Source organism: Mesorhizobium sp. M0870 (assembly GCF_040319775.1).
Classification (GTDB): domain Bacteria; phylum Pseudomonadota; class Alphaproteobacteria; order Rhizobiales; family Rhizobiaceae; genus Mesorhizobium.
Genome location: NZ_JAMYOI010000011.1, coordinates 104180 through 123594, shown reverse-complemented (window position 1 = coordinate 123594; position 19415 = coordinate 104180). Strand labels below are relative to the sequence as shown.

The window sequence follows — 19415 nt, the reverse complement described above, 5'->3', positions numbered from 1 at the left end:
GGATCGAACATGGTTGAACTCACGCTCCCGAAGAATTCGCAGATCAAGCCGGGCAAGACCTGGCCCAAGCCCGAGGGCGCCACCAATCTGCGGGAGTACCGCATCTACCGCTGGTCGCCGGACGATGACGAGAACCCGCGCATCGACACCTATTTCGTCGACATGGACGATTGCGGGCCGATGGTGCTCGACGCGCTGCTGTGGATCAAGAACAAGATCGACCCGACACTGACCTTGCGGCGTTCCTGCCGCGAAGGCATTTGCGGCTCCTGCGCCATGAACATCGACGGTTCCAACACGCTGGCCTGCACCAAGGGCTGCGACGACATTTCCGGCGCGGTAAAAGTCTACCCGCTGCCGCATATGCAGGTGGTCAAGGACCTTGTGCCGGACCTCACCAATTTCTACGCCCAGCACGCGTCGATCCAGCCCTGGCTGAAGACGGTATCGCCGGAGCCGGCCAAGGAGTGGCTGCAGAGCCATGAGGACCGCGAGAAGCTCGACGGGCTCTACGAATGCATATTGTGCGCCTGCTGCTCGACCTCGTGCCCGAGCTATTGGTGGAACGGCGACCGCTATCTCGGTCCGGCAACGCTCTTGCAGGCCTATCGCTGGCTGATCGATAGCCGCGACGAGGCCACCGGCGAGCGGCTCGACAACCTCGAAGATCCGTTCCGGCTCTATCGCTGCCACACCATCATGAACTGCGCGCAGACCTGCCCCAAGGGCCTCAACCCGGCCAAGGCGATCGCCGAGATCAAGAAGATGATGGTGGAGAGAAGGGTTTAGGCTGGCGGTCGGTTGCCGGCGAAAGCAAATCCAATGAGCGATGACCTTCCCACTCTCTCCCCCGTCGAAGCGCGCATACTCGGCTGCCTGATCGAGAAGAAGGAGCTGACGCCGGATGTCTATCCGCTGACGCTCAACGCAGCACTGGCCGCCGCCAACCAGAAGACGGCGCGCGAGCCGGTGATGGCGCTGGAGCAGACCGAGGTGCATCGGGGGCTGAAGCTGCTCGAACAAAAGGGGCTGGTGAGGCAGATGTTCGGTTCGCGTGTCGAGCGCTACGAGCATCAGATGGCGCAGCGCTTCTCGCTGACCACGCCGCAGACCGCTTTGATCGGCCTGCTGTTGCTGCGCGGGCCGCAGACGGCCCATGAATTGTCGGCGCGCACCGAGCGCATGGCACGGTTTTCGTCGATCGAAGATCTGCGCGCCGAACTCGACATGCTGATCGGCCGCCAACCGCCACTCATCCAGGAAATCCCGCGAGGACCGGGCCAGCGCGAGGACCGCTACGTGCATCTCCTCAGCGGCCCGGTGGACGTTGCAGCACTTTCAGCGCAGCGGAGTGCATCGGCCCTGCCTGCTTCCGACCTGGAGGCCCGGCTAAACGCACTGGAGCAGGAAGTCGCCGCACTTCGCGCCCGGCTGGACGCGCTGGGAGCATAGGTCCCGGCGCGCGCCTGGGCGTTCGCGCCGGGTCTTCACACTGGATGCAGCGTTTTCAGCCGAGCCTGGCATCAAGCGATACGTTTATGGCGCCGAGCGCCTTCGAGACCGGGCATCCGGCCTTGGCCTTCTCGGCCAGCTCCGTGAATTTCGCCGCATCGATGCCGGGCACCTTGCCGACCACGGTGAGTGCGCTCCCGGTGATCCCCGTGCCGGGAACCAGCGTCACCACGGCCTTGGTGTCGAGTTCGGCGGCGGGGGTGCCGTTCTCGGCCAGGAAATGCGAAAACTGCATGGCAAAGCAGCCGGCGTGCGCGGCGGCGATCAGTTCTTCCGGGTTGGTGCCGGATTTGCCGCTTTCGTCCTCGAAGCGTGCCTTGAACGAATAGGGCGTGCCTTTCAGGGTCCCGCTCTGGGTGTCGAGCGTGCCTGTGCCCCCTTTCAGATCGCCTTTCCAGATGGCGTTTGCGGTGCGGTCCATGAATTCCTCCTTGTTACAGCGGTGGCGCCGGCCAGGCGGCGTTCCTCCCAACTATAGCGCGGGCGCGAGGGAAGGCCACCGCGCTGTTTGTGCGCGCATGCAGCGCCGGCGGACCGCGCCGAATCTTTTTTGAAAGAATGTGCGTGGAAAAATGTCGACTTGCATCGGCCCCGACCGTCCTGCGGGCGACCACGGATTCTCGTGGCGGATGGAGGTTCGGATGAACAATCTGTTTTCTGCTCATTGGACAAGCACCGGCCGAAGGGCTGATCTAGGGGAACGCGACCCGCTGCATGTGCCGCCCTCCGGCTTCGGCCGGCTGCTTGCGGCAGTTGCCATTATCGGCATTGCGATCAGCCTTCTCGATCATGTTGCTGCCGGCAAGGACTCAACCGATATCGTGATCGCCTATGGTTCGTCACAGCAAGGGAGCTGGAAATGAGATATGTCTGTCTGGTCTATGGCGAGGAAAAAGACCTCCATGCCATGACGCCGGAGCGTCTGGCCAAGCTCGATGCCGATTCCATGGCTCACGACCGGTCATTGGATCGGCGTGGGATGCTGATCGTCGCACAGGCGCTCCAATCGGTGAAGACGTCGAAGACGCTGCGGCGACGCCAGGGCAAGCGGCTGATCACCGACGGCCCGTTCGCCGAAACCAAGGAGCAGTTGCTCGGCTTCGTCATGATCGAGGCGGACAATCTCGACCAGGCGCTGGAGATCGCTGGCGAGATCCCGCTGGCCGAAATAGGCACCATCGAGGTGCGGGCGATCTACGATGTGCCGGGGTCATAGCCCCCGCCATGTGCTACAGCCACGCGGAAACCAAGACATTCGACTGAACTATCGTCCTGGTTCATTTCGTGCGCAACTTTTGCGTGTTGAAGCAAGGCGAGAGTTCTCCTATCGTCGCCGGGGTTCTTGGGGATTTCGACATGCCTTTCCTGATTGCTATCCTTGGCGTGATGGGCGCGGCAGCGTTCTGGTGGTACCGGATGAAGGCCATGAACGAGGCCGCGCGTGACGTTGCCGATGTCATCGGCCGGGTTCAGGGCTCCGTGCGCCGCAAGAAGCTGCGCAAGCAGGCGGCGCTGTCGCCGCTGACGGCGATCGATGATCCGGTCGTAGCGGCAGCTACGCTGATCACATCGATCGTTTCCGAGGATGGGCCCATCCTGCCGCAGCGCGAGGCCGTCATCCGCGCCGTGATTTCCGAGATCGCCGACAAGAAGAAAACGGACGAAGCGGTGGTCTACGCCAAATGGGCGGCGTCACAGATCGACGACACCACAATCGTCATCGACAAGCTGGCGCCGTTCCTGCGCGAGCGTCTGGATGTCGCCGAGCGAAACGATCTGCTGCAGATGGTCAACCGCGCCGCCCAGGGCGGCGAGAAACGCCTCGAAATATCCGACCAGAGGATATTGCGGCTGCGGCAAAAGCTGGGTTTTGAGGTCAATTGATCGCATACCTTGGCGATTGGCGGAAACGCCCATCGCTTTCGTCATCCTGGGGCGGAGCAAGGAGCGAAGCGACGCGGCGCAGACCCCGGGATCCATGCCGCGACTCAAACGCGTCACCACGGTGCAGAATTCTGCTCCGCTGCATTCTTCAGCCAAGGTCGCGGCATGGATCCTTGGGTCTTCGCTCCGCTTCGCGTCGCTACGCCCAAGGATGACGACGTTGGGGATGCTGGCCGCGGGTCAAATCGCCTCGCCCTTCAACAGTCTTGGCGTGCCGGCGGACAGTCCCGACGCCTGGCGGATGAAGAATTCCTTCAGGCGCGGCATGCGTTCGACGAGGCCGAGGCCGATGTCGCGGACGGTGCGCAGCGGGCCGATATCGTTGGAAAACAGCCGGTTCAGCGCGTCGGTGGTGACACCCATCTGCACCGTGTCGAAGCGGCGCCACTGCTGGTAGCGCTCGAGCACGTCGAGCGCTCCGATATCCTGGCCGAGCCGGTCGGCCTCGACGATCACCTCGGCAAGGGCTGCGACATCCTTGAAGCCGAGATTGAGGCCTTGGCCGGCGATCGGGTGGATGCCGTGGGCGGCATCGCCGGCGAGCGCGATGCGGGGTGCGACGAAGGCACGCGCAATGGTCAAGCCGAGCGGCCAGGCGCGCGGCTTGTCGGCGACGCGGATTTCGCCAAGCTTCAGGCCAAAGCGCTGTTCGAGTTCGTGTTCGAAGAGGAGATCGTCACCGGCCACCAGCTTCTCGGCGTCGGGCGTACGTTCGACCCAGACGATCGACGAGCGGTTGGTGCCGTCCTCGCCGGGCTTGAGCGGCAATGTGGCGAAGGGGCCAGCCGGCAGGAAATGCTCTTCGGCGCGACCATTGTGCGGGCGTTCATGCGCCACCGTGCAGACGATGCCGGACTGGCCATATTCCCACTTCACCGTCTTGATGCCGGCCATGTCGCGCAGCTTCGAGTTGACGCCGTCGGCGGCGACCAGCAGCCGGGCCTTCAGCGTCGCGCCGTCGGCGAGATGCACGGTGATACCGGCGCCGTTGGTCTCGAACCCCTGCACGGCGACGCCTTCGATGATGTCGATGCCGAGTTTTTCGGCACGGGCCCGCAAGGCGCCGTTCAGCACCCTGTTGGCGACCATATGCGCAAAAGGCTCGCCCGGCGCCACTTCGCCGTCGAAGGTCAGGAAGGCCGGACGCACCGGATCGGCGGTGCGCGAATCGGTGATGATCATCTCGGTGATCGCCTGCGCCTGGGGCACGATCTCGGCCCACACGCCGAGCTGGTCGAGCATGCGGCAGGCGGCGGCGGCAATGGCCGAGGCGCGGCCATCCCTTTGCCAGGCGCCAGCAGGTGCGGCATCGACGAGAGCGATGGCGAGACCCGGTCGCGCCTGCTTCAGCGATACGGCGGCGGCCAGGCCGACATAGCCGGCGCCGGCGACCAGGACATCGAGCCCAGATCTTGTTTTCGCGTTTGCCCCGGTTTTCGTGTCCGCCTTGCGTTCCATCATCTTCGCTCCTGCGCGCCGCCGGGTCCTGCACCCTTGACTGCCTGTCCGTCCTGTCGGAAACCGCCATAACACTTCTGCGGTGAGGGCGCGAAATATGACGGCAGCTATGGACGAGCTTCTCGGCATTCTCGACCTCGAGAAGCTGGAACACAATCTGTATCGTGGTCGCAGCCCGCTGCTCGACTGGCAGCGCGTGTTCGGCGGCCAGACCATCGCCCAGGCGCTCGTGGCGGCGCAGCGGACAGTGGATCCCGATCGGTACGTGCATTCGCTGCACGGCTATTTCATGCGGCCCGGCGACACCAAGGTGCCGATCGTCTACGAGGTCGACCGTATTCGCGACGGCGGCTCCTTCACCACGCGGCGCGTGGTGGCGGTCCAGCACGGCCAGGCGATCTTTTCGCTCGAAGCCTCGTTCCAGCAGGACGAGGTCGGTCTCGAGCACCAGGTGCCGATGCCGCAGGACGTTCCGGGGCCGGACACATTGCTGTCGCAACGCGAATTGCTGGGCAAATTCGGCGAGGCGGTGCCCGATGGCATCAAACGCTACTGGGAGCGCGACCGGCCGATCGAGATGAAACCGGTGATGCTGAAGCATTACACCAGCCGCGAAAAGCTGGAGCCGAAGCAGAATATCTGGATCCGCACCACCGGTCCGGTGCCGGCGGACCGCGCCATCCAGGCGGCGGTGCTCGCCTATCTCTCCGACATGACGCTGCTCGACACATCGACCTTCGCGCATGGCCGCGCCATTTTCGATCGCGATATCCAGGCGGCGAGCCTCGACCACGCCATGTGGTTTCATCGCAGCCATGCGCTCGACGACTGGATGCTCTATACGCAGGACAGCCCGTCGACACAGGGGTCGCGCGGCTTTACACGCGGGTCGCTATTTGCCCGCGACGGCACGCTGATCGCCTCGGTTGCGCAGGAAGGGCTGATCCGGCTTAAGCGACCGCCTGCAGAGTAGGCATTTTCCAAAAATTGCCTAACTTTTAAGCAGATGCACCGCCGCAGCTGTGGGCAGGTTGCGTCGGTGCGCTCCCGAAACTGTTTGCTTACAATGGGTTAACACCCTGCTTCGGCACTTGGCACGGAGCTTGAATCCTTGTGGGCACTCTCCGGCTCTTTGGGATCGGTGAAGGTGTGCAAACGCGGGGGACCGCAACAGCAAAGGGTGAAACCTTATGAAAATCGTGATGGCAATCATCAAGCCGTTCAAGCTCGACGAGGTACGCGAAGCGCTTACCGCCGTCGGCATCCAGGGCCTGACCGTCACCGAAGTCAAAGGCTACGGGCGTCAGAAAGGGCATACGGAGATCTATCGCGGGGCGGAATACGCGGTCAGCTTCCTGCCGAAGATCAAGATCGAAGTCGCGGTCAGCGCCGACATGGTCGACAAGGCCGTCGAAGCCATCACCGCCGCCGCCAAGACCGGCCAGATCGGCGACGGCAAGATCTTCGTTTTCGGCATCGATCAGGCGGTGCGCATCCGCACCGGCGAAACAGACACCGACGCGCTCTGAGCGGCGATCACGTATTCCAATGGAGAGTTCAATGAATATTCCTTCCACCTTGAAGTCAGTGGCGCGCTCCGCGCTGCTGGGCTCGTTCGCACTCGGAGCATTGGGCACGGTCGCCGCATTCGCGCAGGAAGCGGCTCCCGCCGCGGCTGCAGCAGCGCCAGCTTTCACCGTCGACAAGGGCGACACCACGTGGATGATGATTTCCACCGTTCTGGTGCTGTTGATGACGGTTCCCGGCCTTGCGCTTTTCTACGGCGGCCTGGTTCGCAGCAAGAACATGCTGTCGGTGCTGATGCAGGTCTTCACCATCACCAGCGTGGTCATGATCATCTGGGTTTTCTACGGCTACAGCCTCGCCTTCACCCCGGGCAACGCCTTCGTCGGCGGCCTTTCCAAGATGTTTCTCTCCGGCGTCGATGTGACGACCCTGTCGGAAACCTTTACCAAGGGTGTCGCCATTCCTGAACTGGTGTTCGTCGTCTTCCAGATGACCTTCGCCTGCATCACGCCGGCCCTGATCGTCGGCGCCTTCGCCGAACGCGTCAAATTCTCCGCTTTGATCCTTTTCGTGATCCTGTGGGTCACTTTCATCTACTTCCCGATCGCTCATATGGTCTGGTTCTGGGGCGGCCCGAGCGCTTATAGCGATCCGACCGGCCTCATCTTCAGCTTCGGCGCCATCGACTTCGCCGGCGGCACGGTCGTTCACATCAATGCGGGCATTGCCGGCCTCGTCGGCGCGCTCATGATCGGCAAGCGCAGCGGCTACAAGAAGGATCTCATGGCGCCGCACTCGATGACGCTGACCATGGTCGGTGCTTCGCTGCTGTGGGTCGGCTGGTTTGGCTTCAACGCCGGTTCGAACCTTGAAGCGAACGCCTATGCGGTGCTGGCCATGATCAATACCTTCGTCGCCACGGCGGCGGCGGCGGTGACCTGGATCGTGCTTGAATCGCTGCTGCGCGGCAAAGCCTCCATGCTTGGTGCTGTTTCGGGTGCGGTGACCGGCCTCGTCGCCGTCACGCCTGCTGCCGGCTTTGCCGGCCCGATGGGCGCCATCGTGCTCGGCATCGTCGCCACCTTCGTCTGCTACTTCTTCGTCTCGGTGGTGAAGAACGCGTTCGACTACGACGACAGCCTTGATGTCTTCGGCGTCCACTGCATCGGCGGCATCATCGGCGCGCTCGGCACAGGCATCCTGGTCAATCCTGCCCTCGGTGGCGCCGGCATTGTCGACTATTCGACGGCCAACTTTGCTGCCGGCTATGCCGGCACGGCCACACAACTCCTGGCGCAGGCCAAGGGTGTCCTGGTGACCTTGCTGTGGTCGGGTATCGGCAGCGCCATCCTCTACAAGATCGTCGACCTGATCATCGGCCTGCGTCCGACAGCCGACGCAGAGCGCGAAGGCCTCGACCTCACCTCGCATGGCGAAGCGGCCTATCACTCGTAAGCCCTGTGCGAGGCGGCCTCGGCCGCCCCGCATTCTCCCATCCCGTCGTGACGCTCCCGAAAGGAGTTCACGCATTGAGGCCCGGATCATGTCCGGGCCTCTTTTTTTGGCAAGCCGTTCCGGCAATGCCCGGCTTCACGCAATCACGTTCGGGTGATCAGGTTTTTTGAGGAAACAACGACCGCTCTGGTTCCGAACAGTGGAGGCGATCGTCGTTCTGACGCTCGTGCCAACAACAGGGAAGGAAACCATCTCATGAACCTCAAGAACATCTGCCTCGGAGCGCTTGCTCTTTCCATGATCGGCGGCGTGGCTTTTGCCGGTGCTCTGGATGAGCCCGACAACATGGCGCCGTTCTTCACGGACTCCGGCATGAAAACTATGAAGCCGATGGCGGATTTCAAGACAGCCTTCATGGCCATGCCGATGGAAAAGCAGGAAGCGATGAAGAAGGAATGCCAGGATGCGGCGATGAGCAAGCCGCATGCGGAATTCTGCGCCAATGTGCAGGCGCTCGGCGGCGCCAACTGATTTGCCGCGATCGGGCCGAGACCCGATCTTTGTTCCAGACGACCAATGGCGGGCTGCCAGCCCGCCATTGGTCGTTCGATGGAAGCTCCATCGGCCCGTCGTCCATCATTGCCTCGAGCGGCTCAACCGGCGGTAACGAGGTTTGATCATCTCAACCTCTTATAGTTAATGCGCCCTTAACCTTCCCACCGATAGTCTGAAACCCGAATCTGCCGGAATGCGCCCACGCACCCGGCGAGTCCACGACAGACGGGGAAGAGCATGCGTTCAGGGGCTTCAGCACCGCTCGCGCTGGCCGGTACAGGGCACGGCATCCAGGCGTTCGCGCGGCGTCAGGTCGGGCGGCTGGTCGGCGTCGGCCTGTTCGCGCTAGCCGCCTTTGGCGTTGCCAGCCTTGCCACCTGGAATGTCGCCGATCCGAGTTTTTCCCACGCGACGAACAACACCGTCACCAACGCCATGGGCTATGCGGGTGCCGTGTTCTCCGACCTGGCCATGCAGTTCTTCGGCCTCGCCGCCGTCGCGGCCCTGGTTCCGACGGTCATCTGGGGCTTCCTGCTGTTTTCCGCGCGCGGTGTCGACAGGCTGCCCAAGCGCGGGCTGACCTGGTTCGGCTTCGCGCTGCTGGCCGCGGCGATGGTCGGCTGCGTTGTGCCGCCCAAGACCTGGCCGCTGCCCACCGGCCTCGGCGGTGTGTTCGGCGACATGGTGCTGAAGATCCCCGGCGTCGTCATCGGCGGCTATCCGACCGGGCTGATCGCCAGCATCATCGCCATCCTGCTGGCCGCGCCCGCACTGTGGCTCTTCGCCCATGGCTCGGCGCTGATCGGACGCAAGAACGGCTTCGCCGTGATGGAGGACGAGCCCGCCGCCGATCCGCGCGAGGACGACCTTCTGTTCGACAATGACGAGGACGAGGGCGACGAGGGCATCCTGGCACTCGGGGCAATTACTCATTGGTGGCTGTCGCTGCGCGCGTGGATGCACCGCCGCGCCGTGCGCCGCAGGCAGGAGCGGGACGAGTACGAGCCGGAGATGGAGCAGCGCTCCACCGCTTGGCGGCGCGCCGCAGAACGGGTCGAATCGGCCGAGTTTGCCGAGCAGCGGATGAGCCAGGATGGCCGCGCCCGCGTCGAGCCCGAATTCTTCGCCGCCATGGTCAATGACCGCAGCGTCTCGCTCGATCCCGACGATGCCGATATCTTCGAGGACCGCTTCGACAATGCGGGCGAGGATGCCGATTTCGACGATGAACCTGTCGTGCAACGCCGCGGCGCGTCGACCGCCAAGGTACAGCCGTTCCGCTCCGACGCAGCCACCCGCGTCGAGGCGCCGGCGGCGCGCCCCGTGCCCGGCGCCCGTGTGCAGCGCGAGGCGCAGACATCGCTGATCGGCTCGGAAAAGTTCGAAATGCCGTCGCTGCACTTCCTCTCCGAACCGAAGAACGTGGTGCGCGACGCCAGCCTGTCCAAGGACGCGCTGGAACAGAACGCCCGCCTGCTCGAAGGCGTGCTGGAGGATTTCGGCGTCAAGGGCGAGATCATCGCCGTCCGTCCGGGCCCGGTGGTCACCCTCTATGAGCTCGAACCGGCGCCCGGCATCAAATCGTCACGCGTCATCGGCCTGTCCGACGACATCGCCCGCTCGATGAGCGCCATTGCCTGCCGCGTCGCCGTGGTGCCAGGCCGCAACGCCATCGGCATCGAACTGCCGAACGCCAAGCGCGAAACCGTCTATCTCAGAGAGATTCTGGCCAGCCGCGATTTCGAGACGACGAAGGCCAAGCTGGCGCTGGCGCTGGGCAAGACCATCAATGGCGAGGCGGTCATCGTCGACATCGCCAAGATGCCGCACGTGCTTGTCGCCGGCACCACCGGCTCGGGCAAGTCGGTCGCCATCAACACCATGATCCTGTCGCTGCTCTACCGGCTGACGCCGCAGGATTGCCGGCTGATCATGATCGATCCGAAAATGCTGGAACTCTCTGTCTATGACGGCATCCCGCATCTGCTCACGCCCGTCGTCACCGATCCGAAGAAGGCGGTGGTGGCGCTGAAATGGACCGTGCGAGAGATGGAGGACCGCTACCGCAAGATGTCCAAGGTCGGCGTGCGCAACATCGACGGCTTCAACGCCCGCGTCAGCCAGGCGGACAAGAAGGGCGAGAAGATCTCACGCACCGTGCAGACCGGCTTCGACCGCCAGACCGGCGAGGCGATCTACGAGACCGAGAACCTCGATCTCGAGCCGATGCCCTATATCGTCGTCATCATCGACGAGATGGCCGACCTGATGATGGTCGCCGGCAAGGACATCGAAGGCGCCGTGCAGCGCTTGGCGCAGATGGCGCGCGCCGCCGGCATCCATGTCATCATGGCGACGCAGCGGCCGTCGGTGGACGTCATCACAGGCACCATCAAGGCCAATTTCCCGACCCGCATCTCCTTCCAGGTGACGTCCAAGATCGACAGCCGCACCATTCTGGGCGAGCAGGGCGCCGAGCAGCTGCTCGGCATGGGCGACATGCTCTACATGGCCGGCGGCGGTCGTATCCAGCGCGTGCACGGCCCGTTCGTCGCCGATGAAGAGGTCGAGAAGATCGTCGCGCACCTGAAGCTGCAGGGCGTGCCGGAATACCTCGACGCCATCACCGAGGATGACGGCGAGGACGACGACGAGCCGTCGGGCAAGGGTGGGTCCGGTGGCGGCAACAGCAATTTCGAGGATTCCGACGATCCCTACGATCAGGCGGTCTCCGTGGTGCTGCGCGATGGCAAGGCCTCGACCAGCTATATCCAGCGCCGGCTGGGCATCGGCTACAACCGCGCCGCCTCGATCATCGAGAAGATGGAGAAGGAAGGTATCGTCGGCCCGGCCAACCATGCCGGCAAGCGCGAGATCCTGGTGCCGACCGAAGAGGACAAGTTCTGACCAGAAAGCCTGACCCTTGTGACATCCCGGTCCGGCAACCTTGAACCTTTCAAGGCGTTGAAGCGACCAAGGGACGCCTGACCCGCCAAATTTCAGCCTAACTGGGGGTCCAAGCACAGAACAACTCAGGAATCAGATGAGAGTGACCGACATGAAAAACGATCTTTCAGCGCTCAGCACATTTGCTCCCTCCCGGCGTCAGTTGCTGGGCCTCGGCCTGGCGTTTGCGGGGGCGGCAGCCTTCAACGCGGTACCCGGCTTCCAGGTGCTGGCCTCGGCGCAGGCGGCCGTGCCGGCCGCGGCACAGAAGATCGCCGACCACTTTTCCTCGGTCAAATCGATGAGCGGCGAATTCGTGCAGTTCGGCCCCAAGGGCGAGCAGACCGGCGGCAAGTTCTTCCTTGAACGGCCGGGCAAGATCCGCTTCAACTATGACGGCTCTTCGAATTTCCGGGTGATTTCAGACGGCAAATCGGTGGTCATCCTGAACAAGAGGCTCAACACGTCCGATCTCTATCCGCTGTCGAAGACGCCCCTGAAGCTGCTGCTCGACACCAGGATCGACCTCTCCGGCGATCGCGTCAAAAGCGTCAAGCAGGAGGATGACCTCACCACCATCCAGCTCGCCGACAAATCGGTGTTCGGCAATTCGAGGATCACCATGATGTTCGATCCGAAAACCTTCGATTTGCGGCAGTGGACGATCACCGACGCGCAGGGCAAGGATACGACGGTGATGATCTTCAACACCAAGGAAGGTGTCAGCTTCGCGCCGGATACTTTCGCCATCGACTACACGGCGAACCGCGAGCTCAACACCAACAAGGCGCGCTAGAGCAGTTCACCGTTTCACGGGAACGACGACCCGCTCCAACTCCTTGTTCCTGGAATTGCTCTGGCTTCAAACGCTCAATAGCTGTGGAAAGCACCGGGCCGCGCCTCGTCGGGCGTGGCCCGGCTTGTCTTTGCGGCCCGCGGCTGGCAATTTCCCGGGCTGACTCCGTCAAAAGGCGTCTTCCCCGCCGGGACCCCATCGGTTCTGGCCGGCTGCACGCTGTCCTGGATTGCCAATGCCCTTCTCCATCGCCACCTGGAACATCAACTCCGTTCGCCTGCGCATGCCGATCGTCGAGCGCCTGCTCGTCGAGCATGCGCCCGACGTGCTGTGCCTGCAGGAAACCAAGGTTCCCGACGAACTGTTTCCCGAAAAGGCTTTCCGCAAGCTCGGCTACGAGCACATCGCCTTCCATGGCCAGAAGGGCTACCACGGCGTCGCGACGGTGGCGCGGCGGCCGATCGAGGTGGTCGAAAAGCGACGCTTTTGCGAAATCGAGGACAGCCGGCACCTCTCGGTCACGGTGCGGGCCGGCGGCAAGGCGATCCTGCTCCACAATTTCTACGTTCCGGCGGGCGGCGACGAACCGGATCCCGTCATCAACAGGAAGTTCAAGCACAAGCTCGACTTCGTTGCCGAGATGAATGCCATCCGGGCAGAACATGACGAGGTGTCCGGCTCGGTGCTGGTCGGCGACCTCAACATCGCCCCGCTCGAGCATGACGTCTGGTCGCACAAGCAATTGCTCAACGTGGTCAGCCACACGCCGGTCGAGACAGAAAATTTCGAGGCGATGCGGCGCGCCGGCGACTGGGTCGACCTGATGCGGCTCAACGTGCCGCATGAGCAGAAGCTCTACACCTGGTGGAGCTATCGCGCGCAGGATTGGGAGCTGTCCAACCGCGGCCGCCGTCTCGACCACGTCTGGTCGTCGCCGAACCTGGTGCCCAGCTTTTCCGGCTACGAAATCCTGCGTCCGGCGCGCGGCTGGGAGCGCCCGTCGGACCATGTGCCTGTGATCGCGCGGTTCGATCTGGACTAGCCTGCTTGAAGATGCGGGGCCTGCGGCAGTCAGTCGGTAGAGGTGGAGTCGGCTGGATCCACCCACGGACGGCCCAATCGTGTCACCATCGCCGCGTACCCAACGGCACCTGCCGCCCAAAGGAAGATGCCAAGCTCTTTGACGACGTCTTCGGCGATGGCGGCCGCAGAACCAGGGGTAGGAAACAGCTCTCCGAGCTGGTCAATCGATGCTGACATCGCGAGCAGGAAGCCTGCGGCCACAAAGACGATCGTGCCGTCGAATGTCTTTCGTCGCAGCCGAAAGAACCAGAACAACCCGGCGGCGGCGTAGACAATCATCGGAACGATCTCCGGTATCCCTACAATGGGCAGCACGTCCTCATGGATCAACAACAGGTCATCGAGGCCCAAGAACAGGGTAAGACCGCCGAGAAACGTGCAATCCCATCGATGCGTGAGCAGGCCAGCAAACAGGGTGGCAGCGCCGGTGCCGATCCATAGCGAAGCACCCAGGGACGAAATCCACCCCGTATAGAAGCCGACTTCGGCGGCTGCAGATGGATCTCGATAAAAGATCCAAGCGTCCAGGCCACGAATTTGCGCGATGAACAGCGCGGCTAAGAGCATCGCAACATTAATCGCCGTCGCCGCCAGTACGACCAAGCGCCAGGCTATTATCCATTCGCCGCCATGCTTTGTGTTCAGCGCGTTGTTCTCTGGCATTGCTATTCTCATTGAGGACTGAGAGGAACTCCACTGGAACCAAAGTACGACAGCCGCCAGATTTGCCGCCGAGAACTTCGCCTGCATTGTGCCGGTGGTCACCATGATTGCAGCGCTTCGCCCCACCGAACCCATTATACCATGGCGTCGATGTTCAGGTGAGGCTGGCCTGCAAATGGCCGACCTGAATCTCAACGCGCTTCGAAGCGCGCCAAATGAATTCAAGTTCAAACCGCGCGCTTCAAGTCTTCATGCATGTCGTTATCGCGAAATTGCTGGACTGACAGGCCTGCGAGATCCGGCAGATGGGGATGGTCGCGGCGGCGCGTCGCCAGCATCCGTTGCGCCGCTTCGACGATTGTCGACGCAGGCACATCGGCGACCAGGCCGGTCGGGCTTGCAAGACGGGATTCGATCACGTCCACGCAGTTCGAAAGCGGCCTCCAACGGGCCATGTTGGCGCCGCCACTGAGGATAACCATCGGCGTCATCACGGTTGCCATGAGATGTGCGGTACCGCCTTCGGCGCCGATGTAAAGATCGGCAAACTCGCCGAGCGCCAGCAAGATGTCACCGATATCGACACCCTCGATCGCGGCGGAATCGACAAGCCGCAGCTTCGGTACGCGCTGAGCCAGTTCAGCCATATCGGGACCATCGCCGGGAGTTTTCACATAGAGAAGGTCCGCCCCGTCGGCGATCAGGCTGTCGGCGATCGCGGCAACCTGATCCGCCGACATGCGCTTGCTGGCGCTGCCGTGCGCCGCGATAATGATCAACGGAGCATGCTTGCCGTCCGCAAGGCCCCTGGCCGCCGCTCGCGCGGCCGGGCCAGGCTCCAGCCGATGATCGAAAGGCAGCCGCTTGCCGGCAAGGCGTTCGATGAGGCGGTGGAAGCGCCAGGCATTGTGCCCGGGTCGTGCTTCAGGCCTTTGGCCCAGGCGCCAGGAAAGGGCGAAAGCCGGAAAGTTTGCCTCATAGGCGATGCCGCGGCCGAGCAGTGATGCCGAGGCTTGAAGCAGCCAACGCGCCGAGATGCGGAAATCGACCACGGCCAATCGCCCCTTGCCGTTGCGGTGACCGGCGATCAGGCGCGCCAGGGGCGTCCGCACATTGATCGCATCGACCAAATGGCCGGCATGGCGATTGAGGCTATGTTCAAGGGACGACGACCGGGTGGTTCCGTAGACGATGAAACTATCGGGGAATGCCGTTCTGGCGGCGCGCAAAGCCGGAATCCGGATTAATCCGTCGCCGAACGCGTCATTGCGGGAATACAAGATAATCGTCTCGTACCGCCCTGATGGCATGGCTCGCTCCCCCCAGGAGCCTGGTGGTGATGGCGCCTGCTGTGCCGGCCGCCTTCGAGGTGCTTTAGGATTTCACCTCATGCCTGTCAACGGACCCTTGCCCCTGGATCCGGGCGTCCGGATGAACGAACCTTGGCGATTCCCGCTCCGGCCGCAGTGCGCCACGATCAGGTCATCGCGGCCAATGTCGTTGAAAAGCGCTGCCGCGCTTCCGCCTTTGGCCGCGACACAACAGCTTCGCAGGCGGGCAGCCTTCAGCCAGAGAAGCGCGGCGCCAGTTCCTCGATGCGGCGGATCATCGCCTGAAATTCCTCCGAGATGCGCTGGTGGAGCTTGACCGCGATCTCGGGATATTCCTCCAGGATGCGGCGGAACATCTTGCGGCTGAGCCGCATCACTTCGGAATCGATCTCGGCCGAGGCGCTGGTCAACCGGTTGGTGTCGGCGATCAACGCCAGTTCGCTCAGGATTGTGCCGGGGCCTGCCGTGCCAATTGGGATGCGTTCACCACCCTGCTCCCGGTAGAGCACGATGCGCCCACTGACGACGATATAGGCGGAATCGGCCTCATCGTCCTCGCGATAAAGCTTGTGGTTGGCAATCAGCCTGGTGTTCTCGGCGCCAAAGGCGAGCAGGCGCAATTGTTCCTGCGTGAAGCCCTCGAAGAGCCTCACGGCGGACAGGACGCGGATGTCGTCATCCAGCGCCATCTAGCTATGTCCCCGAACCGACAGTCCGACTCCTCCTCTGCGAGTTCGATCCAAACCACCCTCAAACTGGATCGTACCCGAAAGCGGCCCCGCCCGACCGCTCATTGGATAATGAAATGTTTAAGGAACCAGCTTGTAGCCGCCGCTTTCTGTCACAAGAATTTCCGCATTGGAAGGATCGCGCTCGATCTTCTGGCGCAGCCGGTAGACATGGGTTTCCAGCGTGTGCGTGGTGACACCGGAATTGTAGCCCCACACCTCCTCGAGCAGCACGTCGCGCGTCACCACCTTCTGGTCGGCGCGATAAAGATATTTGATAATCGAGGCTTCCTTCTCCGTCAGCCGCACCTTGCCGCCGCGCGGGTCAAGCAGCAGTTTCTGGCTGGGCTTGAAAGTATAGGGCCCGACCGAGAAGGTGGCGTCCTCGCTCTGCTCATGCTGGCGCAGCTGCGCCCGAATGCGCGCCAGCAGCACGGCAAAGCGGAACGGCTTCGTCACATAGTCGTTGGCGCCGGCCTCGAGACCAAGAATCGTATCCGAATCGGTGTCGTGACCGGTCAGCATGATGATGGGCGCCTTGTAACCGCCCTTGCGCAGGATCTTCACCGCTTCGCGGCCATCCATGTCGGGCAGCCCGACGTCCATGATGAGCAGATCAATGAGGCCGCCGCGCGCTGCGGCGACACCTTTTGCCGCAGTCGATTCCTGCAGCACGTCGAATTCCTCATAAAGGGACAATTGCTCGACCAGTGTGCCGCGCAGGTCATCATCATCGTCGACGATCAGTATGGTGCGTGAAGTCATGGATCAATCCGTTGTTTTGAAAAGAAAATTCAGTTGACCGCTGCCTGTTTATGCGGAAGCTGACCGGCGCAACAGCCGTTCACAGTGATTTGTTCCGTGGCACGATCATACAAGAAAAAACACGATCGCAATGCAGCCGGCGCAATTTTGCGAAAAGGGCTGCGTGTGCTGACCGTGCGGGCCAGGCCTGGGCATTCAAGCCAGGGCCTGCTGCAGGCCGGGAAAACGGTGTTTGCCTGTGCGTTGGGGCGCGGTGGCATCTCGGCCGGCAAGCGCGAAGGCGATGGCGCCACGCCGCTGGCCGCGATGCGGATACTGTCGGGGTATTTCCGGGGAGATCAGTTCTCCAGCGGCCGCAGGACCCGTCTGGCGATGACGCCGATCGGGCCCGATCTGGGCTGGTGCGAAGTGCCTGACGACCGCAACTACAACAGGCCCGTCAAGATACCCTATGGCGCCAGCCACGAACGCATGCGGCGCGACGACCGGCTCTACGACGCCTGTCTTGTGCTCGACTGGAACCTGTCGCCGCGCCGGCGCGGGCGCGGCAGCGCCATCTTCTTCCATCTGGCGCGCCCCGGCTTCACGCCGACGCAAGGCTGTGTGGCTGTCACGGCTCGTACGATGGCGCGACTGCTGCCACTGCTGTCGGATCGGACGGTGGTGAGGGTGGTAAGATAGTAGGGGAGTAGGGGAGTAGGGGAGTAGGGGAGTAGGGGAGTAGGGACAGTCCCGGCGCAGCCTTAATTTTTCCTATTCCCCTATTCCCCTATTCCCCTACGACCAGGTTTCTGCCAACCGATGTCGAGCAGGCCCAGCCGGCCAAGTTCTCTGTCCATTGCGCGAGCGACGTCACGGCGCTCGCCGCCGATATCGCGCAGTTGGCGATCGGAGAGATCCTCGACGTCCTGGTAGGCAATGTCGCGGCGGGCGAGGCGTATCGCGACCCGGGCGTGGCGCAGCCAGTCGAGGGTTTCGGCCAGCCAGGCCGGGCGGGGTGTCGATGAATTCAAAACAATGATGGACATGGTTATGATCCGTTGTCTCCGGATATCAAATCCGGCTTGATGATGTGTCGATGATGGGATCATGCCAGATTGAAATCCCTGCGAGAAACGAGTAGTTTTCTCTGGATCATCAAGTTTTATTTGAGGATAGGATGGCTCGTCTTCTGCCCGGGACTCGTGCCTTGAGGACGCTGGAAGCAGCGGCCCGGCACCTCAATTTCACCCGCGCCGCCGACGAGCTCGGCCTGACACCGGCCGCCGTCAGCCATCAGATCAAGGAAATCGAGGATCAACTCGGGCTGGTGCTGTTCACACGCACCAGCCGCACCATCCGGCTCACCGAGGCGGGGACGGTGCTGTTCGACGCCTCGGCCGACGCGCTCGACCTGCTTGGCCGGGCCGTTTCGCGGGCGCAGAAGCTGGCGCGCGGCACCGCCCTTTTGAAGGTAACGCTCGACGCGCAGTTCGCGTCAAAATGGCTGATGCGACGCGTCGACGATTTTCGCAAGCATCACCCAGATATCGAATTGCGATTCGACATTGCCTATGAAGTGCGGGATTTCGAACTCGATGACATCGATGTCGGCATCCGTTTTGGCGCCGGGAAATATCCGGGTCTTCGCACCCACCGGCTGTTCGACAACATCCTCATTCCGGTGTGCAGCCCGAGCCTTTTGACGTCCGGTCCGCCGCTGCGTGAGCCGCGCGACCTCTTCAATCACACGCTTGCGCATATCGAATGGTCGCGGCAAGGCGTGACATGGCCCAACTGGCGGATGTGGATGGCGGCGGCCGGCATCAATGATTTCGACGACAGCCGGACCGTCGTCTTCGGAAACTCCACGGATGCCGTCCAGGCAGCGCTCGACGGCAATGCCGTTGCGCTCGCCGATTTCGCCATGGTGGCGAACGACCTTTCCCTGGGCAGGCTGGTGCAGCCTTTCGAACTCGGCCTGCGGGTGGCGCCCGAGTTCGCCTACTTCCTGGTCTATCCCGAAAATACCGGCGACGATCCGCGCATCGTCGCCTTTCGCGAATGGATGCTCGAGGAAGTCGCCAAGACGCGGACCACGGACAAAGGGCAGTAGGGCAGTAGGGCAGTAGGGCAGTAGGGCAGTAGGGATTGCAGTCGGTGCCGTTTGCCCCTATTCCCCTACTGCCTTACTGCCCTACTCCCTTCTTGATCAGGTTGCCGCCGCGCCGAACCAGCCGATCACGGCGCCGATGATCAGCAGCACGCCGAGCCAGTGGCCGCCGTCGATGAGGGTCAGGTCCCAGCCGAAATTCTCGTAGCGATGGTTGACCGAGAGCGTCGTGGCGACGAAACCCAGCCAGAGCACGAAGCCGAAGACCAGGCCGGCAATCCATGTCGGCTCGCCGCCGGTCATCGCGCCGACGACCAGCGCCAATATGTACGCCATGACCAGTTCGGCGATGAAGCTGATGACGAAGGGCAGCGGCGATTTCTTCATCGTCGCCGGATCGAGCTTGGCGGCTTTCAGCCACGGCTTGCTCAGGCCCATGTACCAAGCGGCGCCGAACAGCCACGCGGCGATCGCGGCAGCGACTACCGCCAGCCAGTTCACTGCTGAAAAATCCATGAGCTCCCCCTCTGATTTGTATGTGATGGAACGCCTGTTCGGCG

Annotated in this window: 22 protein-coding genes; 14 read left to right on the top strand and 8 right to left on the bottom strand. The window is 62.7% G+C overall.

Going from position 1 to position 19415, the window contains the following annotated elements; all coding sequences use genetic code 11:
- Positions 1–9 precede the first annotated feature (9 nt).
- Positions 10–789, top strand: a complete 780-nt coding sequence (locus NKH97_RS15645; RefSeq protein ID WP_013528877.1) for a succinate dehydrogenase iron-sulfur subunit — start codon at positions 10–12, stop codon at positions 787–789.
- 33 nt (positions 790–822) lie between these two features.
- Positions 823–1452, top strand: coding sequence for a YceH family protein (locus tag NKH97_RS15640; protein WP_352772625.1), 630 nt, complete (start codon positions 823–825; stop codon positions 1450–1452).
- A 55-nt stretch (positions 1453–1507) separates the two neighbouring features.
- Here the strand turns inward: NKH97_RS15640 and NKH97_RS15635 are convergent, their stop codons facing one another.
- Positions 1508–1933 carry an OsmC family protein gene (locus NKH97_RS15635; protein WP_352442079.1) on the bottom strand — a complete coding sequence of 142 codons (426 nt, stop codon included), beginning with the start codon at positions 1931–1933 and terminating at the stop codon, positions 1508–1510.
- 220 nt (positions 1934–2153) lie between these two features.
- Here NKH97_RS15635 and NKH97_RS15630 point away from each other — a divergent pair, with 220 nt between their 5' ends.
- The 3 genes from NKH97_RS15630 (at position 2154) to NKH97_RS15620 (ending at position 3396) form a co-directional block, all read left to right on the top strand.
- A complete protein-coding gene (locus NKH97_RS15630) occupies positions 2154–2375 on the top strand; it encodes a hypothetical protein (RefSeq protein ID WP_352677521.1) in 222 nt (73 codons plus the stop codon).
- Positions 2372–2728, top strand: coding sequence for a YciI family protein (locus tag NKH97_RS15625; protein ID WP_352772628.1), 357 nt, complete (start codon positions 2372–2374; stop codon positions 2726–2728). Before NKH97_RS15630 ends, NKH97_RS15625 begins: the two co-directional genes overlap by 4 nt.
- A gap of 140 nt (positions 2729–2868) precedes the next feature.
- On the top strand, positions 2869–3396 hold the full coding sequence (locus NKH97_RS15620; RefSeq protein ID WP_352442081.1) for a hypothetical protein: 528 nt from the start codon (positions 2869–2871) through the stop codon (positions 3394–3396).
- A gap of 240 nt (positions 3397–3636) precedes the next feature.
- Here NKH97_RS15620 and NKH97_RS15615 read toward each other — a convergent pair whose 3' ends face one another.
- A complete protein-coding gene (locus NKH97_RS15615) occupies positions 3637–4914 on the bottom strand; it encodes a ubiquinone biosynthesis hydroxylase (protein ID WP_352772755.1) in 1278 nt (425 codons plus the stop codon).
- 97 nt (positions 4915–5011) lie between these two features.
- On the opposite strand from NKH97_RS15615, the gene tesB reads away from it, so the two are divergent.
- The 7 genes from tesB (at position 5012) to NKH97_RS15580 (ending at position 13235) form a co-directional block, all read left to right on the top strand.
- Positions 5012–5887, top strand: coding sequence for an acyl-CoA thioesterase II (gene tesB / locus NKH97_RS15610; protein WP_352442082.1), 876 nt, complete (start codon positions 5012–5014; stop codon positions 5885–5887).
- Positions 5888–6104: 217 nt separating this feature from the next.
- Entirely contained in the window at positions 6105–6443 is a 339-nt protein-coding gene (locus NKH97_RS15605; protein WP_013528889.1) for a P-II family nitrogen regulator, read from the top strand.
- Between the two features lie 31 nt (positions 6444–6474).
- The gene (locus NKH97_RS15600) at positions 6475–7896 is read left to right on the top strand and encodes an ammonium transporter (protein WP_352630943.1); all 1422 of its coding nucleotides are present in this window, start codon (positions 6475–6477) and stop codon (positions 7894–7896) included.
- Between the two features lie 255 nt (positions 7897–8151).
- Positions 8152–8427 carry a hypothetical protein gene (locus tag NKH97_RS15595; RefSeq protein WP_013528891.1) on the top strand — a complete coding sequence of 92 codons (276 nt, stop codon included), beginning with the start codon at positions 8152–8154 and terminating at the stop codon, positions 8425–8427.
- A 261-nt stretch (positions 8428–8688) separates the two neighbouring features.
- On the top strand, positions 8689–11358 hold the full coding sequence (locus NKH97_RS15590) for a DNA translocase FtsK (RefSeq protein ID WP_352772631.1): 2670 nt from the start codon (positions 8689–8691) through the stop codon (positions 11356–11358).
- A 151-nt stretch (positions 11359–11509) separates the two neighbouring features.
- Positions 11510–12193, top strand: a complete 684-nt coding sequence (locus NKH97_RS15585; RefSeq protein WP_128304317.1) for an outer-membrane lipoprotein carrier protein LolA — start codon at positions 11510–11512, stop codon at positions 12191–12193.
- A 235-nt stretch (positions 12194–12428) separates the two neighbouring features.
- Positions 12429–13235 (top strand): exodeoxyribonuclease III, encoded by an 807-nt coding sequence (locus tag NKH97_RS15580; RefSeq protein WP_128304241.1) that lies wholly within the window; start codon positions 12429–12431, stop codon positions 13233–13235.
- 29 nt (positions 13236–13264) lie between these two features.
- On the opposite strand, the gene NKH97_RS15575 is transcribed toward NKH97_RS15580, so the two are convergent.
- The 4 genes from NKH97_RS15575 to NKH97_RS15560 all read right to left on the bottom strand — a co-directional run bounded on the left by NKH97_RS15575 (position 13265) and on the right by NKH97_RS15560 (position 16763).
- Complete coding sequence (locus tag NKH97_RS15575) at positions 13265–14044, bottom strand: DUF8692 domain-containing protein (protein WP_164892947.1); 780 nt, start codon at positions 14042–14044, stop codon at positions 13265–13267.
- Positions 14045–14166: 122 nt separating this feature from the next.
- Entirely contained in the window at positions 14167–15249 is a 1083-nt protein-coding gene (locus NKH97_RS15570; RefSeq protein WP_352797754.1) for a glycosyltransferase family 9 protein, read from the bottom strand.
- 254 nt (positions 15250–15503) lie between these two features.
- A complete protein-coding gene (locus NKH97_RS15565; protein WP_023811239.1) occupies positions 15504–15959 on the bottom strand; it encodes a cyclic nucleotide-binding domain-containing protein in 456 nt (151 codons plus the stop codon).
- A gap of 120 nt (positions 15960–16079) precedes the next feature.
- Positions 16080–16763: a response regulator transcription factor gene (locus NKH97_RS15560; protein ID WP_013528898.1), complete on the bottom strand. Its 684-nt coding sequence runs from the start codon at positions 16761–16763 to the stop codon at positions 16080–16082.
- A gap of 144 nt (positions 16764–16907) precedes the next feature.
- Here NKH97_RS15560 and NKH97_RS15555 point away from each other — a divergent pair, with 144 nt between their 5' ends.
- On the top strand, positions 16908–17444 hold the full coding sequence (locus tag NKH97_RS15555; RefSeq protein WP_206638052.1) for a L,D-transpeptidase family protein: 537 nt from the start codon (positions 16908–16910) through the stop codon (positions 17442–17444).
- Between the two features lie 80 nt (positions 17445–17524).
- Here NKH97_RS15555 and NKH97_RS15550 read toward each other — a convergent pair whose 3' ends face one another.
- Positions 17525–17791: a hypothetical protein gene (locus tag NKH97_RS15550; RefSeq protein WP_023811237.1), complete on the bottom strand. Its 267-nt coding sequence runs from the start codon at positions 17789–17791 to the stop codon at positions 17525–17527.
- 131 nt (positions 17792–17922) lie between these two features.
- Here NKH97_RS15550 and gcvA point away from each other — a divergent pair, with 131 nt between their 5' ends.
- Entirely contained in the window at positions 17923–18858 is a 936-nt protein-coding gene (gcvA, locus tag NKH97_RS15545; protein WP_023811236.1) for a transcriptional regulator GcvA, read from the top strand.
- A 96-nt stretch (positions 18859–18954) separates the two neighbouring features.
- On the opposite strand, the gene NKH97_RS15540 is transcribed toward gcvA, so the two are convergent.
- On the bottom strand, positions 18955–19371 hold the full coding sequence (locus NKH97_RS15540) for a DUF1761 domain-containing protein (protein WP_352612990.1): 417 nt from the start codon (positions 19369–19371) through the stop codon (positions 18955–18957).
- Between the last annotated feature and the right edge of the window lie 44 nt (positions 19372–19415).

Excerpts from the sequence above, each read along its gene's own strand:
- NKH97_RS15645 (WP_013528877.1), top strand. The coding sequence starts at position 10 with ATGGTTGAACTCACGCTCCCGAAGAATTCGCAGATCAAGCCGGGCAAG.
- NKH97_RS15640 (WP_352772625.1), top strand. The coding sequence starts at position 823 with ATGAGCGATGACCTTCCCACTCTCTCCCCCGTCGAAGCGCGCATACTC.
- NKH97_RS15635 (WP_352442079.1), bottom strand. The coding sequence starts at position 1,933 with ATGGACCGCACCGCAAACGCCATCTGGAAAGGCGATCTGAAAGGGGGC.
- NKH97_RS15630 (WP_352677521.1), top strand. The coding sequence starts at position 2,154 with ATGAACAATCTGTTTTCTGCTCATTGGACAAGCACCGGCCGAAGGGCT.
- NKH97_RS15625 (WP_352772628.1), top strand. The coding sequence starts at position 2,372 with ATGAGATATGTCTGTCTGGTCTATGGCGAGGAAAAAGACCTCCATGCC.
- NKH97_RS15620 (WP_352442081.1), top strand. The coding sequence starts at position 2,869 with ATGCCTTTCCTGATTGCTATCCTTGGCGTGATGGGCGCGGCAGCGTTC.
- NKH97_RS15615 (WP_352772755.1), bottom strand. The coding sequence starts at position 4,914 with ATGGAACGCAAGGCGGACACGAAAACCGGGGCAAACGCGAAAACAAGA.
- tesB (WP_352442082.1), top strand. The coding sequence starts at position 5,012 with ATGACGGCAGCTATGGACGAGCTTCTCGGCATTCTCGACCTCGAGAAG.
- NKH97_RS15605 (WP_013528889.1), top strand. The coding sequence starts at position 6,105 with ATGAAAATCGTGATGGCAATCATCAAGCCGTTCAAGCTCGACGAGGTA.
- NKH97_RS15600 (WP_352630943.1), top strand. The coding sequence starts at position 6,475 with ATGAATATTCCTTCCACCTTGAAGTCAGTGGCGCGCTCCGCGCTGCTG.
- NKH97_RS15595 (WP_013528891.1), top strand. The coding sequence starts at position 8,152 with ATGAACCTCAAGAACATCTGCCTCGGAGCGCTTGCTCTTTCCATGATC.
- NKH97_RS15590 (WP_352772631.1), top strand. The coding sequence starts at position 8,689 with ATGCGTTCAGGGGCTTCAGCACCGCTCGCGCTGGCCGGTACAGGGCAC.
- NKH97_RS15585 (WP_128304317.1), top strand. The coding sequence starts at position 11,510 with ATGAAAAACGATCTTTCAGCGCTCAGCACATTTGCTCCCTCCCGGCGT.
- NKH97_RS15580 (WP_128304241.1), top strand. The coding sequence starts at position 12,429 with ATGCCCTTCTCCATCGCCACCTGGAACATCAACTCCGTTCGCCTGCGC.
- NKH97_RS15575 (WP_164892947.1), bottom strand. The coding sequence starts at position 14,044 with ATGGTGACCACCGGCACAATGCAGGCGAAGTTCTCGGCGGCAAATCTG.
- NKH97_RS15570 (WP_352797754.1), bottom strand. The coding sequence starts at position 15,249 with ATGCCATCAGGGCGGTACGAGACGATTATCTTGTATTCCCGCAATGAC.
- NKH97_RS15565 (WP_023811239.1), bottom strand. The coding sequence starts at position 15,959 with ATGGCGCTGGATGACGACATCCGCGTCCTGTCCGCCGTGAGGCTCTTC.
- NKH97_RS15560 (WP_013528898.1), bottom strand. The coding sequence starts at position 16,763 with ATGACTTCACGCACCATACTGATCGTCGACGATGATGATGACCTGCGC.
- NKH97_RS15550 (WP_023811237.1), bottom strand. The coding sequence starts at position 17,791 with ATGTCCATCATTGTTTTGAATTCATCGACACCCCGCCCGGCCTGGCTG.
- gcvA (WP_023811236.1), top strand. The coding sequence starts at position 17,923 with ATGGCTCGTCTTCTGCCCGGGACTCGTGCCTTGAGGACGCTGGAAGCA.
- NKH97_RS15540 (WP_352612990.1), bottom strand. The coding sequence starts at position 19,371 with ATGGATTTTTCAGCAGTGAACTGGCTGGCGGTAGTCGCTGCCGCGATC.